Source organism: Klebsiella sp. 18074, assembly GCF_902705905.1.
GTDB classification, from domain to species: Bacteria; Pseudomonadota; Gammaproteobacteria; order Enterobacterales; family Enterobacteriaceae; genus Klebsiella; species Klebsiella terrigena.
The window spans coordinates 12,347-27,869 of the sequence record NZ_CACSIS010000005.1 but is presented as its reverse complement, the minus strand read 5'-3'; the positions used below and the strand labels follow the sequence as shown (position 1 = coordinate 27,869).

Below are 15,523 nucleotides of genomic sequence, written 5' to 3'. Positions count from 1 at the left end.
CCTCTGCGGGATAATGGTGAACGGAATCTGCCTTATGATTTCGGCTTAAAACGCAGCAACCGGTTAGCATTACTCACGACCGTAATTGAGGAAAGCGCCATTGCCGCTCCGGCGACTACCGGGTTAAGCAGGGTTCCGGTCAGCGGCCAGAGGATCCCGGCGGCAATCGGAATGCCCAGCGAGTTATAAACAAACGCTCCCAGCAGGTTCTGCTTCATATTACGCAGCGTCGCTTTTGAAATTTCCAGCGCATCGGCGACGCCGTTCAGGCTATGGCGCATCAGAGCGATCGCCGCCGTTTCAATGGCCACATCGCTGCCGCCGCCCATGGCGATACCGACATCGGCCTGCGCCAACGCAGGTGCATCGTTGATACCGTCGCCAACCATCGCCACCTGATGCCCCTGGCTTTGCAGACGCTTAATGGCATCGGCTTTACCGTCCGGTAGTACTCCGGCAATCACCTCGTCAATGCCCGCTTCTTTGGCAATGGCGTTGGCGGTGGTCGGGTTATCCCCGGTGAGCATCACCAGACGGTAGCCCTGGCGATGCAGGCGGGCCAGCGCCGCCACGCTGTCGCTGCGCAGCGGATCGCGAATGGCGAACAGCGCCGCGGCCTGACCATCGACTGCCAGCAGCACCGGCGTTGCCCCTTGCGAAGCCTGGGCGGTCATTTCGCTTTCTATTTCGGCGGTCAGCACATTGTTCTCATTGAGTAACGCCTGATTGCCGAGCAGCAGGCTATAACCTTCGGCTTCACCGCTGACGCCCAGACCGCGCAGGGTACGGAAATTATTAACCACCGGCAGCGAGTTGCTAGCGGCTTTATCGAGAATCGCCCGTGCCAGCGGATGGCTGGAACCTTGCTCCAGCGCGGCGGCCAGGCGCAGAGCGGTTGTTTCATCAATCGCGGCAAAGGTTTTTATCGCCACCACCTGCGGCTTACCTTCGGTCAAGGTGCCGGTTTTATCAAAGACCAGCGTATCCAGGGTGCTGGCTCGCTGTAGGGCATCGGCATCACGAACCAGCACGCCGTATTCCGCTGCGCGACCTACGCCGGAGATAATCGACATCGGCGTCGCCAGCCCCAGCGCACACGGACAGGCGATAATCAGTACCGTAGTGGCGATCACCAGGGTATAAACGATTTGCGGCGCCGGGCCGAAAAAGTACCAGATCGCCGCGCTGAACAGCGCAATCGCTACCACCGCCGGGACGAACACGGCGGAGATTTTATCTGCCAGTTGGCCAATTTCCGGTTTACTGCTTTGTGCCTGGCGCACCATACGGATGATTCGCGCCAGAGTGGTCTGACTGCCGACGGCGCTGGCGGTAAACAGCACGCTGCCGTCCTGCACCACGGTCCCGGCGTGAACGGCGTCGCCGTTGCCTTTTTGCTGCGGTATTGGTTCACCGGTCAACATAGCTTCATCAAACCACGCTTCGCCCTGGCTAATCACGCCGTCGACCGGGACGCGATCGCCGGTGGCCAGGCGCAGGGTCATTCCTGCCTGAACCTCCGCCAGCGGCAGATCTTTTTCGCCTTCGTCGGTGACGACCCGCGCTGACGGCGGGGTTAAATCGAGCAATTTTTCCAGCGCTTTAGAAGAACGCTGACGTGCACGCGCTTCCAGCATATGGCCGAGGTTAATCAGGCCGATAATCATGGCGCTGGCTTCATAATAGAGGTGGCGGGCTTCCATCGGGAACCACTGTGGCCACAGGTTGACGCTCATCGAGTAGAGCCAGGCGACCCCGGTACCCAGCGCCACCAGCGTATCCATGGTGGCAGTACCGTTCTTCAGGCTTTTCCAGGCGCTGCGGTAGAAATGGCCACCGGCAAAGACCATCACCGCCAGGGTGACAAGCCCGATAGCCAGCCACAGCGAGCGGTTGTCGTCGGTGACCATCATATTGTCACCGAACATTCCCCATACCATAACCGGAACGCCCACCAGCAGGGCGACGATCGCCTGCCAGCGGAAGCGTTTCATGGTGGCGATGGCGGTTTCCTGCTGGCGCTCGCGGCGCTCCAGATCGTCTTCGATAGCCTCGGCGCCGTAGCCTGCCTTCTCCACCGCCTGCACTAATTCTGCGGCGGACGCGCTGCCCATGACCAGCGCAGTGCGTTCCGCCAGGTTTACCCGCGCCTGCGCGACGCCCGGTACCGCGGCAAGCGCCTTCTGTACGCGGGAAACGCAGCTGGCGCAGCTCATGCCGTTGATCAGCAGCTGTTGACTGTCGTCGGTATCATGGGCTGCCGGAAGCGCAGGAGAGGCCGCTGTCAGTGCTTCCGACGGGAGTGTTGATTCCGCCAGCGGTTTAGCCTTTGGGTGGCTGAGCTCCGCACCGTATCCGGCTTTCTGAATCGTGTCGATGAGCGCTTCAGCGCTGGCGCTACCGGTGACGTGGGCTTCGGTCGTGGTGACCTCCGCCAGCTCAACGTCAGGACGCTGCTCCAGGCTCTCTTTTACGCGTTTGACGCAGTGGCCGCAGGTGAGGCCATCGAGCGTCAGGTCGATGGTTTGTGACATAACAAACTCCTTTATTACGTGGATGAGCTGACTGTGATAAAGGTTAAACCTTCCAGCAAGGGGAAGGTCAAGGCGTTTTATCGTTTAGGTTGATGCCAGTGTTCCGGTGCGACAGCGCGGGTACGTAAGGACATCTAAAGAAGTGGAATTCCAGATATTCTGAGTCGGCTGGCGTGATTGACTCTCCTCGAATGGGGGAGTTATTTGCAGTAAATAACTTATTCAGTCGAACAGCCATTTACCCGCTTTGGCTGATTCGGCAAACATTCTTATGGTTAAAGGCTTGCGGGTTCTCTCCACGTCCTCGCGCTTAGCCTTAAACCACCGCGTTAGTCGCGGCGCGTTTTCCCATGCAAAATAAGATGACCATTTGACAGCAGATAGATCGACATTAAACCGATCCTCAAATTTATCCAAAGCGTCGTGGAGGTCGTCGCCGGGAGCATCAAACAAATCATCGTCGAGCTCCAAAGGAATCTCGTTCCAGCCGCCGTCTAAATATCCTGAGATCTCTTTCCTGAAAAGCGTCAGCACCTCTTCCGATATGGGATCCATCAAAAGGATGTCCACCGTATACGATGCTTCGGGCGGGCTATGAGGTTGTATTTTTCCTGAGTTTTTCTTGCTGTCTGGTAAATTGAATTTACAAGACCTATCCAACCTAACCAGGGAATATAGCGAGCGATAGCCACAGCAAGGTTATTCGTTTTACGCATTCTCACGCCGACGGGCCCAGGAACTCTGATGCCAAATGGCGTTCGGGCATTTCTCAAAATTATTCTCCCGTATCTGGAAACAACACTCGTGCCTTTTATCGCTTCTCCGGGTTTAGCTCTTGTTTTTAACCACGGTTGACCAGCAAGAATAGCGGCACCTGACTCAATGGCGATCCCCAGTTCATCACAAAATTGTCCGTGTTAGAAGTGGGTTCCGTTCAGTTCTTCTGTCGTATCCATTCGAACACCTATTATTCCGTCTGCCGTTCGTTCCAGGCATCAGTGAATATTATATTTTTCCGAGGTGTTGCTAGTTAATAAGTCAGGGTTATATAAAAACTTGCTTTATATTTTATGTCGATAAATTTCTTGCTGTAATGAAATACTGAATCATCATGGCAATGAAGGGGAGCTCCGAAGCCGGAATCCCCCTGCGCTTAATGGTCAAGAATGATAAGCGGCGTTTGATTTTCAGACTCTTTAATTACCGTGATATCCGCCCCGTAGAGGTCTTTCAGCGCCCGCTGCTGCATAACCGCCTGCGGACTGCCGCTATCGACGACGCGCCCCTTATCCATCAGCACCACGCGGTCGGCATAGCGGGCGGCGAGATTAAGATCGTGCAGGACGCAGCAGACGTTGAACTGCCGTTCGCGCACCAGCCTGCGCAGCAGGCGGAAAAGATGCTGCTGGTGGTGAATATCGAGGGCGGAAGTGGGCTCATCCAGAAACAGCCATTTCGGCGACGGGATCGGCTCCCAGAGCTGTATCAGCAGGCGCGCCAGCTGTACCCGCTGCTGCTCGCCGCCGGAGAGCTGTCGATAGTCGCGGGCGGCCAGCTCGCGGCAGTCGCACAGCGCCATAATGCGATCCGTTTCATCATGGGAGCTGCGCGTCCGCCAGGGGTGCCTTCCCATGCGGATCACCTCCTGCACGCTGAACGGAAACGCCATATACCCGTTCTGCCGCATCACGGCGCGGGTCTTCGCCAGCGCGGTTATCGACCACGCCTCCAGCGGCGTACCCAGCAGGGAGCATCGTCCGCCGTGCGGCCGCAGATAGCCCGTGAGCTGGCGCAGCAGCGTCGATTTTCCGGCGCCGTTTGGGCCGAGAATGGCGACGATCTCCCCGCCGGGTAGCGTCAGGGAGACGTTATCGGTCAGACGCCGTCCCTGCAGGGTATAAACCAGATTTTCGGCCTGAATCATGACGCCCTCCGGCCGCGCAGTATCAGCCACAGAAAATAGGGGCCGCCGATCAGGCTGGTCAGCAGGCCGACGGGCATCTCCGCCGGCTGCACCAGCGTGCGGGCGAGGGTATCGGCCACCAGCAGCAGGCAGGCGCCGGCCAGGGTCGAGCAGGGGATAAGCCAGCGATGGTCGGCCCCGGTGGTCATGCGGATCAGGTGCGGGACAACCAGACCAATAAAGCCGATAACGCCGCTCACCGACACGGCCGCGCCCACCAGCAGCGAGCTGAGTAGCAGCAACTGCTGACGCTTACGGCTAACGTTAACGCCGAGATAGTGCGCCTCTTCGTCACCCAACTGCAGCAGGTTGAGCGTCCCGGCAAGAAACAGCGTGGCGACAATGGCCGGCAGAATAAACGAGCCGGCGACCAGCAGCGTAGGCCACTGCGCCTGGCCAAGATTGCCCATCATCCATAGCGTGAGCTGGCGCAGCTGCTGCTCGTCGCCGATGTAGCTCAGCACGCCGATCGCCGCGCCGCACAGCGCGTTGATGGCGATCCCGGCGAGCAGGAGCTGCATCATGCCGCCGTGAGCGTGGCGTCGGCTGATGAGAAAAATCACCACGCAGACCGCCATACTGCCGGCGACGGCGAAAATCATCTGCTCGTACAGCGCCAGAACCACCGGAAATGAGAAGGGCAGAACGATCGCCACCCCCACCATCAGCGCGGAGCCGCTGCTGACGCCGAGCAGGCCGGGGTCGGCCATTGGGTTACGAAACAGGCCCTGCATAATGACGCCAGCCGTCGCCAGCGCGCTGCCCACCAGGACCGCCAGCAGAACGCGGGGCAGGCGAATGTTCAGCCAGATATCGCGGTATTCTTCGTCAAACAGCGCACTGAAGCTGATGTTCAGCGCGCCCTGGCTGGCGCCAACCAGCACCAGCGCGGCCAGCAGCAGCGAAAGGCCCGTCAGAACGCCGACGGAAGAGAGTGAATCCTTGAGCACGCAAAACTCCATTACGTCTTTGCGGCGCGGGCGAGCCGCGCCGCGAGGGGATTACGCCGGCTTCAGGTCCGGCTCAATCAGGCTGTAGATCTGATTGTTGAGCGCCGGCGCGGCGGCCAGCTCGCGAATATGCGCGGCAACGTCCGCGCGTCTCACGAAACCGTGGCATTCCTGATTCTGCAAGCGCTGCGCTTTACCGCTCGCCTCGCCGTTGAGCAGGCCGCCGGGACGCAGGATGGCATAATCCAGGCCGCTGGTTTGCAGCCAGCTTTCCGCCAGCGTCTTTTCGCGCACCGCCTGACCGAACGCGGCTTTGGCGCGCGGGGATAAAAAGAGCCAGCTATCGCCGCAGCCCAGCGACGTCACCAGAATCATCCGCCCGATACCCGTCGCTTCTGCCGCATCAATAACGGTCCTGTGCGCCAGGTAGTCCTCGGCGCCGCCCATGGAGGAGACGATCAGCGCATCCGCACCGGCGGCATGGCAGGCGTCAGCCACTACGTCAGCATCGCAGGCGTCGCCGGCGAAAACCCGCACGCCTTTCGCTTCCAGCTCGGCAGCAGATTGCGGATTGCGCACCACCGCCAGCAGCGGACGCCGCTCCGCCAGCGCCAGCTCAAGCACCTTTGCCCCCGTGCCGCTGCCGCCGGCGCCAAAGATTAACCACGGCCTCATCAGACGATTTCCTTGAGGGAAACGGCGAGGGCCCGGAAGGCGCTAACCTGATCGGCGAGCAGTTGGCGATGCTCATCGCGGCCGAGGAAAATCTTAAACATCGCGCTACCTGCCTGGTTAAAGAAGAGAATTGACGCGGTATCCATGCCCATAAATTTACGTTCAATCAGCGCGATATGGCGGCAGTTTTCCGCTTTGATATGGCCCGTCATGCCTTTTTTACCGCGCAGATTAAAATAGCCGTGGCGGTGGAATCCGGAAGGCAGTTCGCCGGTAAACTCGAGGATGACGTCGGCGGTATGGACCAGCGTGGTGACCTTGCCCCATTCGCTGACGGTTTCCCAGATGGCGTCAAAGTTCTCACCCGACACGAGGGTCGGAGAGGGGAGGTTTTGCACCACCTCCAGAAGAGAGGTTTGGTAGCGATCGGCGATCGCTTCCAGGGTGCCGTCCGGCTCGGTTAGCAAAAATTCCGCTAAAGAAACATGGCTCATAAATCACTCCTTTCAGGTTGCTCTACCGCAATGCGCGGCGCGTTAAGGTGTTGAATCAGCTCATCAAGGGACTGCAAAATATTGCTGGCCCAGAAGCGGCCTTCATTGGTCAGGCGCAGGCAGGTTGAGGCGTCGCGGGTGAGCCCCGCCTGATGCCACTGGGCCAGCAGCGGGGCCAGCTCCCCGGCGCGCGGCGTCAGCTCATCCAGCGGCACGCGGGCGGTTTCCACCCCCGCCTGGAGCGTATGCCGCCACTGAAAACCGCGCTCGGCGGCGCGCATCATCATCATCAGCGGCTTTTTCCCGGCGGCGATCGCTTCGTGCCAGGCCGTCAGGTTACGCTCCACCATCCACGAATAGCCGTTGACCGATCCGCCCGCGCCGGAACCCAGCGCCAGACAGTCGGCTCCTTGTTTAATCAACAGGTTATAGAGATTGCGTTCGCGGGTTGTGCGGGCCCAGTGGCTGTTGCTGATGCAGCGCCAGCCCGCATCCTCCATAAAGTCGCAGCCCTGAAGATAGAGATCGCGCCGCTCTGCCGGCGTGGGAACGGCGGTGCGTCCGTTTTCCACGGCTTTACCCAGCGGCGTGTTGGGTAGCAGATTAAGGGCGTAGAGATCGACACCGTCGAGCCCGATATCGCGGGCGATGTTGAGATCTTCTCCCCACAGCTTTGCGTCCTGACCGGGGAGGCCGAACAGCAGATCGCACACCACGGCCGCGCGATCCCGCCGCACCAGCCTCTGCATAAAGGCCGCGGCGGTGGGGCCGTCGGAGGTGCGGGCCATTTTCTTGCGCACCCTGCTGTTGAACGACTGAATGCCGATGGAGAAGCGATTGGCGCCGGCGTCAAGGCAGGCGTCGATGCGGTTGTCATCGAAGTTAAGCACCCGTCCTTCGATGGTGATTTCGCAGTCCGGCGCGAGGGGCAGCTTTTCCCGCAGAGCGGTGATTATTCTCGCCAGGTCCTGCGCCGCCAGCGCGGAGGGCGTGCCGCCGCCGAAGTAAACCGCGTGGATCGGCGCCGACTGGTGCAGGACGCTATCGGCTTCCATTTCTATTTCGCGCAGCAGGGCGGCGGTATAGCGGGCGCAGTGGTCATCCTCATAGCGGTTCTGATAAAAGCCGCAAAAAGTGCAGTGAGTGGCGCAAAAGGGAATGTGCAGGTACAGCAGCCTTTTACGCGGCGGCGCGCGGCGGCTGATGACCTCCTGCCAGGTTTGTGCCAGCTGCTCTTTTGCCACCGGGATCGCGCCGCGCCACGGCATGGTGGCCCGACGATCTTTAAAGGGCTGGCTTCCCTCCAGCGCGAAGTGCGCGGAGAGATCGAGGGCGTTGTTAGTCTTCATAGCGTCAACATCACATCCGGTTATTGGGGCCAAAACTGCTGGTGCAGGGACTCAACCGCGTCGGCCACCCGCGGGCCCATTCCGAGGATCAGCGCCTGATCGATGGTGACAATGCGCTGATTTTTCCATGCGGCGGTGTGGGTTATCCCGGCGACGGCGCGCAGTCGGTTAATATCGCCGTCGACCATTTGCGAGGTCACGACAATGCCCTCCGGGTTTACCGCAATCAGCGATTCCGCGCTGTAGCTTTTATACTGCTCGTGCGAAGCCACATTCCGCGCGCCCGCGAGGGTCAGAATGGCGTCGGCAACGCTGCCCTTACCGGCTACCTGTGGCGCGCTGCCGCCCGCGGAGAGAATAAACATCACCCTGAGTGGCGCCTTTTGCGCCGCCGTGCTGCGCTGAACGCGCTCCAGACGCTGCTCAATCTGGCCTACCAGCGCATCTCCTCGCTCGGGAACCTGCAGCGTCTTCGCCAGCTGGCGAACGTTGGCGTACATCTGTTCAACCGTGGCCGGCACGCGCGGCAGGGTGACAACGTTAACTTTTTGCGTCCGCAGCTGGTCCAGAACGATCTGCGGCCCGGCATCCCGCCAGGTGATAAAAACGTCCGGCCTGAGGGATAAAATGCCTTCGCTGCTGAGCTGCTTCCAGTAGCCGATATGCGGCAGCCTGGCCGTTTCCGGCGGCCAGGAGGTGGTTTCGTCGACGCCGACAACCTGATTTCCGGCGCCAAGCGCGTAGACCAGCTCGCTCAGCGAGCCGCCAGCTACGACGATACGTTCGCTGGCGCAGGCTGCGCCGGCGGCACAAAGCGCCAGCAGGGCGAACAACAGTTTTTTCATCATCAGAAGTTCCACGCAAAACCGACCGCCGCGTTAAATCCGGCCGCCGGAATGGTTTCATGGGCGGTTTGATAGCGCTTGTTGGTCAGGTTGTTGAGCGCCAGGTTGACCTGATACTGCTCCTGCGGGCCAAACTCGGTATTGAACGCGAGGTTAAGCGTTGCCCAGCCCGGATAGCGAATCTCCTTGCTGCCGGTTTTATCGTCGGCGCTGGAGGCGGCGCGCACGAAGAGATCGGCGGTGACGTTGGCGCTGTTCAGCAGCAGAGTATGCTTCAGGCCCCCCCTTCCCGTCAGGGCGGGTTCGCCGGTATCCCAGGTTTTAACGGTCTCGCCTTCATACTGCCGGCGGATAAGGTTGCCGCTCAGATAGGGCGAAACGGCCCAGCCGTTGTACTCCGCCGTTAGCTCCATCCCCCAGGTTTTGGCGCGATCGATATTGTCGTAATAGAAATATTCGCCGCGGGAAGAGGTGCTGTTGCCGCTGCATATCGCCTGACCCGAGCAGGGGAGGCTGGCGATATAGTCTTTGGCTTCGGAGTAGTAAATCGCCCCGTCAACCAGCCACATATTGCCTTTGTAACGGGCGCCCAGCTCGTAGTTGTTGGAGTGTTCCGCCTTCAGGCCGGTATTGCCGTAGGTGACGCCGCCGCCGGCCGAGGTCTGCATAAACAGCTGGGTCAGCGTTGGGAAGACGTAGCCCTGGGCGTACGCCGCGCGCAGCTCAATATCTTTAAAGCCGGAATAGCGCAGGCTGGTTGAGGTCACCAGCTTATCGTCATGGGCCGACTTCCCGCCCGTCGACTGGCTGACCGCGGCGCTCTGGCTGTCGCTGCGGTTAAGTTCGGAGGAGAGCCAGTACTGGCGCGCGCCAAGGGTCCAGGTCCAGTCATCGGCGAAGCGCCAGTCGTTTTGGGCAAACACCGAGGCGTTGTTTTGCTCCGCCTCAATATGCGACAGCGTGAGGGTCTGGATATCGAAGGCGCCGGTGGCCGCCGTCTGGCGCGTGCTGCTGCGGGTGTCCTGCTTCACCTTGTCATGCTGATACTGGGTGCCGATAACCAGCTCATTATTCGCCGGCAGGGAGAAGTTGCCCTGCAGCGTTACGCCCTGGGTATATTGCTTATCGTTGGTGTTGGTCTGGTTGCTGACCGTCAGCGCCTGGATAATCGGGCTGGGGATCGGCTGGGTGGTCTTAATCCGATTTTCAAATTCACGCTCGATGGTCTGGCTGTAGGCGTCGAAGTGAATTTTTTTCAGGTAATCGCCGCCGGCGTCGAAGTCATAGAACGCGCCGATTTTTTCGCGCTCCAGCTTGGGGATACGAACGCTGAAGTCTTCGTATTGACCGTCGGGATCGTCAAACCAGGTTTGCGTGGAGGTTTTGTAGCGGTCAAGCGACAGGCCGAATTTATGCCGGTCGAGATTGTAGCCAAGCCAGACGCCCTGGCTGTTGTTGCGGAAGTTGGTGTTCTGCAATCTGCCGTCCGGCGTATCGCGGTTACCCTGGTCGGAGTAGCTGCCGTTGATGCGATAGTCGAACTGGCCGATGCTGCCCCAGGCCGCAGCGGACTCTTCCCAGCCCGCGGTCGCCGAGTTATACACCGCCTTCACCGTCCCGGCGACGGGCTTATCCCCGCCTTTTTTGGTGATAAAGTTGACCACGCCCCCGATGGCCTGCGAGCCGTAAAGCACCGAGTAGGGGCCTTTTACCACCTCTATTCGTTCCAGCGCGGATTCATCAATCAGCAGCCCGACGCCGTAGTTCTGCCCGGCGCGCTGATAGCTGACCACCTGGCCGTCAATCAAGATCAGCACCCGCGAAGAGGCCTCGCCGCGGATGCGGATTTGCTTACGTCCGGCCAATGAGTTGTCGGTCACCTCAACGCCGGGAATATCCTGCAGATCGTCGGCGATAGAGACGCTGGTTGAGTTGTTTAGCGTTTCCCGGTCGATGACCTGAACGGTCGCCGGGCTGTCCCAGAGGCTTGATTCTGTACGATTGGCGGTGACGATCAGCGTCTCGTCGCCGGCCGTTTTGGCTGTGCTGGTCGGGGTTGCCGCAGAAACGTTGGCGGCAACAAACAGCGACAGGCTGGAGAGTAACATGCTCCCCCGGATTGTCCTTTTCACCATTAGAGTAACCTTTATTATAATGATAACTACTATCATTCGCATTTATATTGGTTTCTAAAGTGAACGTCCAGACGCTAAGGGGTAAATGGAATGCACCTTTGATGTGGGTCAATTTCTTACGGTGCGTAAAGACTTTTTTGCGAGACTCATCACGTTATGAAAAACCGCAGGCGCGATTAACCTGATAAAAAGTATGGCTTATATTTTTTTCCCCGCGCACAGGGTTGGTTATTGTGCGAATGGTCCTACAATAGGGGCTGTGCGAGAAGCAACGAGGTGCAGAGGCGATGAATATCAGCGATGTGGCAAAAAGGACCGGCTTAACCAGTAAAGCGATCCGCTTCTACGAAGAGAAGGGGCTGGTGACGCCGCCGCTGCGCAGTGAAAATGGCTACCGCAGCTACAGCCAGCGGCATCTGGACGAGCTGACCCTGCTGCGCCAGGCGCGGCAGGTTGGCTTTAATCTTGAGGAGTGCCGCGAATTGGTCGGCCTGTTTAACGATCCGTCGCGGCATAGCGCCGACGTCAAGCGCAGAACGCTGGATAAAGTCGCTGATATTGAGCGCCATATTAGCGAGCTGCAGAGCATGCGTAGCCACCTGCTGGCGCTGGCGGAGTCCTGTCCCGGCGATGACGGCGCGGACTGCCCGATTATCGACAATCTCTCCGGCTGCTGCCATCGCAAGGCGCAGAGTTAGCGGTGGGGAGGGGCTAGCCTGATCCGCAGCGTGATGCCCTCAACGGCCAGCACCTCTACCTTACTGCCCACCGGGAGGTCCTCGTCGGCGATCACCGGCCATGAGCTATCGCCAACGCGCACGTGGCCGCGGCCGTTAACCAGCGCCGTCTCCAGGGAGAAGATGCGGCCGATCAGCTGATTCCCGCGCTGGTTAAGCCGGGCGTCGGCCGGCTTCTGTCGCTTCACCTGGCCGCGCAGCCAGCGCGACCAGAGCCAGGCCGCCAGCAGGGTCAGCGCGGCAAACAGCGTGCCCTGCCACTCCCAGCCCAGCGGCAGCAGCCAGGTCAGGGCGCCGGTGATAACGCCGGCAACCCCGCTCCACAGCAGATAGCCATTCCCGCCGAGCATCTCCGCCGCCAGCAGCAGCCCGCCGAGGCTCAGCCAGAAGAGATGCGGATGGACCAGTATCATCGCAATCATAATTTTTTCCGTTCGCCGGCGCCTTCTTTAAGCAGTTCGCTAATCCCGGCGATAGAGCCCATCAGGCTGGTTGCGTCGAGCGGCATCAGCACAACTTTACTGTTATTTGCTGCACCAATCTGCTGCAGAGCGTCGGTATATTTCTGCGCAACGAAGTAGTTAATCGCCTGAATATCCCCGGAGGCAATAGCGGAAGAGACCATCTGGGTGGCCCGAGCCTCCGCTTCCGCCGAACGTTCACGCGCCTCTGCCTGCAGGAACGCCGACTGGCGCTCGCCTTCGGCTTTCAGGATTTGCGACTGCTTTTCGCCTTCGGCTTTGAGGATTTCCGCCTGACGTATCCCTTCGGCCTCCAGAATATAGGCGCGCTTGGTACGCTCGGCCTTCATCTGGGCGTTCATCGAGGAGATAAGCTCCGCCGGCGGGCGCACGTCGCGAATTTCCACGCGGGTGATTTTGATCCCCCACGGGTTGGTGGCCTCATCGACGATATGCAGCAGGCGGGTGTTGATGCTGTCGCGCTGGGAGAGCATTTCGTCGAGCTCCATTGAGCCGAGCACGGTACGGATGTTGGTCATCGTCAGGTTGATGATCGCCAGCTCGAGGTTACTGACCTCATAGGCCGCTTTCGGCGCGTCAATAACCTGAATAAAGCACACCGCATCGATGGTGACGTTGGCGTTATCGCGTGAAATAACCTCCTGCGAGGGGATGTCCAGCACCTGCTCCATCATATTAATTTTCCGCCCGATGCGGTCCATAAACGGCACCACCAGGCTCAGGCCCGGCTGGAGAGTCATGGTATAGCGGCCAAAGCGCTCGACGGTCCACTGGTAACCCTGCGGGACAATTTTCACTCCGGCAATCACGATAACCAGGGCGACGAAAATGAGAACGGGGATAAAAATTAGCATCAAAAAACCTCCTGTTTAATTGCCTGCCAGGCGTCAGCAAAATGACGCATGTTTAAATCGAGTATATCTTTCTCCTCATCCTGGCGAAAGAAAAGTGGAGTAAACTAGTCGGGTTTTGGGAAATATATGGAACGATAATGAAGGGAAATAACGCTATCTTGCGCCTTGACGGCGTTGGCTTTCAGATCGATAAATCGGTCATTTTGCATAATATTAATCTCGGGCTGGGTGCCGGGGAATTTAAGCTAATTACCGGGCCCTCCGGCTGCGGTAAAAGTACGCTGCTAAAAATTATCGCCTCGCTGCTCAGCCCGACCAGCGGGCAGATTTTTTATTCCGGTAAGGATATCAATACGCTGTCGCCGGAAACCTACCGCCAGCAGGTCTCATACTGCGCGCAAACCCCGGCGCTGTTCGGCGATTCGGTTTATGACAACCTCATCTTCCCGTGGCAAATTCGCAACCAGCAGCCGGACCCGCAGGCGCTGATTGCCGATTTACGCCGCTTCGGACTGGCGGAAAATACGCTGGGCAAATCGATCAACGAACTCTCCGGCGGAGAAAAGCAGCGCGTTTCGCTGATCCGCAATTTGCAGTTTCTGCCGCAGGTGCTGCTGCTCGATGAAATTACCAGCGCCCTGGATGAGAGCAATAAGCGCAACGTCAACGATATTATTCATCGCTATACGACGGAAAAGAATATTGCGGTGCTGTGGGTGACGCATGACCGGAATGAAATTGACCACGCTGATGAAGTGATTACGCTGCAGCCGGCGAGCGCAGAAGGACAGGAGGTAATCAATGCACGGGCATAATATCACTAACGAATCGCTGGCCCTGTCGATGGTGCTGGTGCTGGTGGCCATCGTGGTGAGCTATCGCGAAAAGCTGGCGCTGGAGAAAGATATCGTCTGGAGCATTTGTCGGGCGGTGGTGCAGCTGGTTATCGTCGGCTACGTGCTGAAATATATCTTCAACGTCAATCACGCCCTGCTGACGCTGCTTATGGTGCTGTTTATCTGTTTTAACGCCGCGTGGAATGCGCAAAAGCGCAGCAAATATATCGATAAGGCTTTCATCTCATCGTTTATCGCCATTACCACCGGCGCGGGGCTTACCCTGGCGGTGCTGGTCTTCTCCGGCTCGATCTCTTTCGTGCCGATGCAGGTGATCCCGATCGCCGGCATGATCGCCGGCAACGCGATGGTGGCGGTGGGGCTGTGCTACAACAATATGGGTCAGCGCTTCAGCAGCGAACAGCAGCAGATTCAGGAGAAGCTGAGCCTCGGCGCGACGCCGAAAATGGCCTCTGCCGGATTGATTCGCGAGAGCATTCGCGCCGCGCTTATTCCGACCATTGATTCGGCGAAAACGGTGGGGCTGGTGAGCCTGCCGGGGATGATGTCGGGGCTGATTTTCGCCGGGATAGATCCGGTGAAAGCGATTAAATATCAGATAATGGTCACATTTATGCTGCTATCGACCGCCAGCTTATCAACCATCATCGCCGGCTATCTGACCTACCGGAAATTCTTTAACCCGCGCCACCAGCTGGTGGTGACGCAGCTGAAAAAGAGCGCCTGACCGCGTTCCCCGGTCGGCGCAGCGCCGCCGGGGAGGTTTTGCGGCGTAACGATCAGTACAGCAGGGAGTAGAGCTGACGGCGATATTTCGCGGCCAGCGCATCGCCGGTGCCGAGGGCGGCCAGAATTTCCTGCAGCATCTTGCGCACCTGACCGTCGCCGGCGTCTAAATCTTTCTGCAGGTGGCTGAACAGCAGCGCCAGCGCCTCTTCGTTGCGGCCAACCTGATGCAGCTGCAGGGCCAGCTGGGCCGCCAGCGCCGCGTCCTGCGGGTTTTGCTCAACCTGCTGCTGGAGCAGCTGGATTTCCGGGGTATCGGCCGCCTGCTTGAGCAGCTCTATCTGCGCCACCAGCCCCTGGAAACGGGTATCCTGATCCTGCAGCGGAACGGTTTTCAGCACCGCTTCGGCCTCGTCGGAGCGCTGCAGGGCGATCAGGGTTTCCGCCAGCAGCAGGCCAATCTGGCTATCCTGAGCGGAGAGCTGCCACGCTTCTTTCAGCAGCGGCAGGGCTTCGGCGTACTTCTCTTCCTGCATCAGCGCCAGCGCCTGCTGGGCCTTTAGCTCTTCTTCGCGCGGCAGCACCTTATCAAGCAGCGCGCGCACGGCGGACTCAGGCTGCGGGCCTTCAAAGCCGTCCACCGGCTGACCGTTCTGGAACAGGTAAACCGTTGGGATCGAGCGCAGGCCGAACTGAGAAGCCAGCATCTGCTCGGCATCGCAGTCCACCTTCGCCAGGATAAACTGACCGTTGTACTGCGCCGCCAGGCTTTCCAGAACCGGCGTCAGCTGCTCGCAGGGCTGGCTGCGCGCGGACCAGAAATAAAACAGCACCGGCGCGGTAACGGATTGTTCCAGCGTCTGGTGCAGGTTAGCTTCGGTAATGTTGATAATATTCTGTACTGACATAAGCGCATCTCTTT

At 59.1% G+C, this 15,523-nt stretch carries 15 protein-coding genes and 1 pseudogene; 3 read left to right on the top strand and 13 right to left on the bottom strand.

The genetic code is table 11. The features are described 5' to 3' along the window. Positions 1-32: 32 nt before the first annotated feature. The 10 genes and pseudogenes from copA to GVK32_RS06565 all read right to left on the bottom strand — a co-directional run bounded on the left by copA (position 33) and on the right by GVK32_RS06565 (position 10,945). Complete coding sequence (copA, locus tag GVK32_RS06610) at positions 33-2,534, bottom strand: copper-exporting P-type ATPase CopA (protein WP_159866453.1); 2,502 nt, start codon at positions 2,532-2,534, stop codon at positions 33-35. Positions 2,535-2,756: 222 nt separating this feature from the next. Continuing rightward, the gene (locus GVK32_RS06605) at positions 2,757-3,104 is read right to left on the bottom strand and encodes a DUF1493 family protein (protein WP_159866450.1); all 348 of its coding nucleotides are present in this window, start codon (positions 3,102-3,104) and stop codon (positions 2,757-2,759) included. Then, positions 3,089-3,490, bottom strand: a pseudogene (locus tag GVK32_RS06600) (STM2901 family protein). Before GVK32_RS06600 ends, GVK32_RS06605 begins: the two are co-directional and overlap by 16 nt. A gap of 197 nt (positions 3,491-3,687) precedes the next feature. After that, positions 3,688-4,458 (bottom strand): heme ABC transporter ATP-binding protein, encoded by a 771-nt coding sequence (locus tag GVK32_RS06595; RefSeq protein WP_159866447.1) that lies wholly within the window; start codon positions 4,456-4,458, stop codon positions 3,688-3,690. Then, positions 4,455-5,447, bottom strand: coding sequence for an iron ABC transporter permease (locus tag GVK32_RS06590; RefSeq protein WP_227697820.1), 993 nt, complete (start codon positions 5,445-5,447; stop codon positions 4,455-4,457). Before GVK32_RS06590 ends, GVK32_RS06595 begins: the two co-directional genes overlap by 4 nt. 51 nt (positions 5,448-5,498) lie before the next feature. Next, the gene (locus GVK32_RS06585) at positions 5,499-6,122 is read right to left on the bottom strand and encodes an SDR family oxidoreductase (protein ID WP_159866441.1); all 624 of its coding nucleotides are present in this window, start codon (positions 6,120-6,122) and stop codon (positions 5,499-5,501) included. Continuing rightward, positions 6,122-6,616: a heme utilization cystosolic carrier protein HutX gene (gene hutX, locus GVK32_RS06580; protein ID WP_159866438.1), complete on the bottom strand. Its 495-nt coding sequence runs from the start codon at positions 6,614-6,616 to the stop codon at positions 6,122-6,124. The genes GVK32_RS06585 and hutX overlap by 1 nt, the downstream gene beginning before the upstream one ends. After that, on the bottom strand, positions 6,613-7,965 hold the full coding sequence (gene hutW / locus GVK32_RS06575) for a heme anaerobic degradation radical SAM methyltransferase ChuW/HutW (RefSeq protein ID WP_159866435.1): 1,353 nt from the start codon (positions 7,963-7,965) through the stop codon (positions 6,613-6,615). The genes hutX and hutW overlap by 4 nt, the downstream gene beginning before the upstream one ends. Positions 7,966-7,985: 20 nt before the next feature. Beyond that, positions 7,986-8,813, bottom strand: a complete 828-nt coding sequence (locus tag GVK32_RS06570; RefSeq protein WP_200842843.1) for a hemin ABC transporter substrate-binding protein — start codon at positions 8,811-8,813, stop codon at positions 7,986-7,988. Then, positions 8,813-10,945 carry a TonB-dependent siderophore receptor gene (locus GVK32_RS06565; protein WP_159866432.1) on the bottom strand — a complete coding sequence of 711 codons (2,133 nt, stop codon included), beginning with the start codon at positions 10,943-10,945 and terminating at the stop codon, positions 8,813-8,815. Before GVK32_RS06565 ends, GVK32_RS06570 begins: the two co-directional genes overlap by 1 nt. Positions 10,946-11,232: 287 nt before the next feature. On the opposite strand from GVK32_RS06565, the gene cueR reads away from it, so the two are divergent. Next, a complete protein-coding gene (gene cueR / locus GVK32_RS06560; protein WP_159866430.1) occupies positions 11,233-11,643 on the top strand; it encodes a Cu(I)-responsive transcriptional regulator in 411 nt (136 codons plus the stop codon). Here the strand turns inward: cueR and GVK32_RS06555 are convergent. Further along, positions 11,640-12,104, bottom strand: coding sequence for an NfeD family protein (locus tag GVK32_RS06555; RefSeq protein ID WP_159866427.1), 465 nt, complete (start codon positions 12,102-12,104; stop codon positions 11,640-11,642). The two genes, cueR and GVK32_RS06555, sit on opposite strands and share 4 nt — an antisense overlap. Continuing rightward, the gene (locus GVK32_RS06550; protein WP_041144381.1) at positions 12,101-13,018 is read right to left on the bottom strand and encodes an SPFH domain-containing protein; all 918 of its coding nucleotides are present in this window, start codon (positions 13,016-13,018) and stop codon (positions 12,101-12,103) included. The genes GVK32_RS06555 and GVK32_RS06550 overlap by 4 nt, the downstream gene beginning before the upstream one ends. Positions 13,019-13,155: 137 nt before the next feature. Between GVK32_RS06550 and fetA the strand changes: the two genes are divergently transcribed. Both fetA and fetB read left to right on the top strand, forming a co-directional pair. Next, the gene (gene fetA, locus GVK32_RS06545; RefSeq protein WP_159866424.1) at positions 13,156-13,833 is read left to right on the top strand and encodes an iron ABC transporter ATP-binding protein FetA; all 678 of its coding nucleotides are present in this window, start codon (positions 13,156-13,158) and stop codon (positions 13,831-13,833) included. Continuing rightward, a complete protein-coding gene (gene fetB / locus GVK32_RS06540; protein ID WP_159866421.1) occupies positions 13,820-14,602 on the top strand; it encodes an iron export ABC transporter permease subunit FetB in 783 nt (260 codons plus the stop codon). The genes fetA and fetB overlap by 14 nt, the downstream gene beginning before the upstream one ends. 52 nt (positions 14,603-14,654) lie before the next feature. Here fetB and GVK32_RS06535 read toward each other — a convergent pair whose 3' ends face one another. Then, positions 14,655-15,509 carry a co-chaperone YbbN gene (locus GVK32_RS06535; protein ID WP_159866418.1) on the bottom strand — a complete coding sequence of 285 codons (855 nt, stop codon included), beginning with the start codon at positions 15,507-15,509 and terminating at the stop codon, positions 14,655-14,657. Positions 15,510-15,523: the final 14 nt, after the last annotated feature.

Excerpts from the sequence above, each read along its gene's own strand:
- copA (WP_159866453.1), bottom strand. The coding sequence starts at position 2,534 with ATGTCACAAACCATCGACCTGACGCTCGATGGCCTCACCTGCGGCCAC.
- GVK32_RS06595 (WP_159866447.1), bottom strand. The coding sequence starts at position 4,458 with ATGATTCAGGCCGAAAATCTGGTTTATACCCTGCAGGGACGGCGTCTG.
- GVK32_RS06585 (WP_159866441.1), bottom strand. The coding sequence starts at position 6,122 with ATGAGGCCGTGGTTAATCTTTGGCGCCGGCGGCAGCGGCACGGGGGCA.
- hutX (WP_159866438.1), bottom strand. The coding sequence starts at position 6,616 with ATGAGCCATGTTTCTTTAGCGGAATTTTTGCTAACCGAGCCGGACGGC.
- hutW (WP_159866435.1), bottom strand. The coding sequence starts at position 7,965 with ATGAAGACTAACAACGCCCTCGATCTCTCCGCGCACTTCGCGCTGGAG.
- GVK32_RS06570 (WP_200842843.1), bottom strand. The coding sequence starts at position 8,813 with ATGATGAAAAAACTGTTGTTCGCCCTGCTGGCGCTTTGTGCCGCCGGC.
- GVK32_RS06565 (WP_159866432.1), bottom strand. The coding sequence starts at position 10,945 with ATGGTGAAAAGGACAATCCGGGGGAGCATGTTACTCTCCAGCCTGTCG.
- cueR (WP_159866430.1), top strand. The coding sequence starts at position 11,233 with ATGAATATCAGCGATGTGGCAAAAAGGACCGGCTTAACCAGTAAAGCG.
- GVK32_RS06555 (WP_159866427.1), bottom strand. The coding sequence starts at position 12,104 with ATGATTGCGATGATACTGGTCCATCCGCATCTCTTCTGGCTGAGCCTC.
- GVK32_RS06550 (WP_041144381.1), bottom strand. The coding sequence starts at position 13,018 with ATGCTAATTTTTATCCCCGTTCTCATTTTCGTCGCCCTGGTTATCGTG.
- fetA (WP_159866424.1), top strand. The coding sequence starts at position 13,156 with ATGAAGGGAAATAACGCTATCTTGCGCCTTGACGGCGTTGGCTTTCAG.
- fetB (WP_159866421.1), top strand. The coding sequence starts at position 13,820 with ATGCACGGGCATAATATCACTAACGAATCGCTGGCCCTGTCGATGGTG.
- GVK32_RS06535 (WP_159866418.1), bottom strand. The coding sequence starts at position 15,509 with ATGTCAGTACAGAATATTATCAACATTACCGAAGCTAACCTGCACCAG.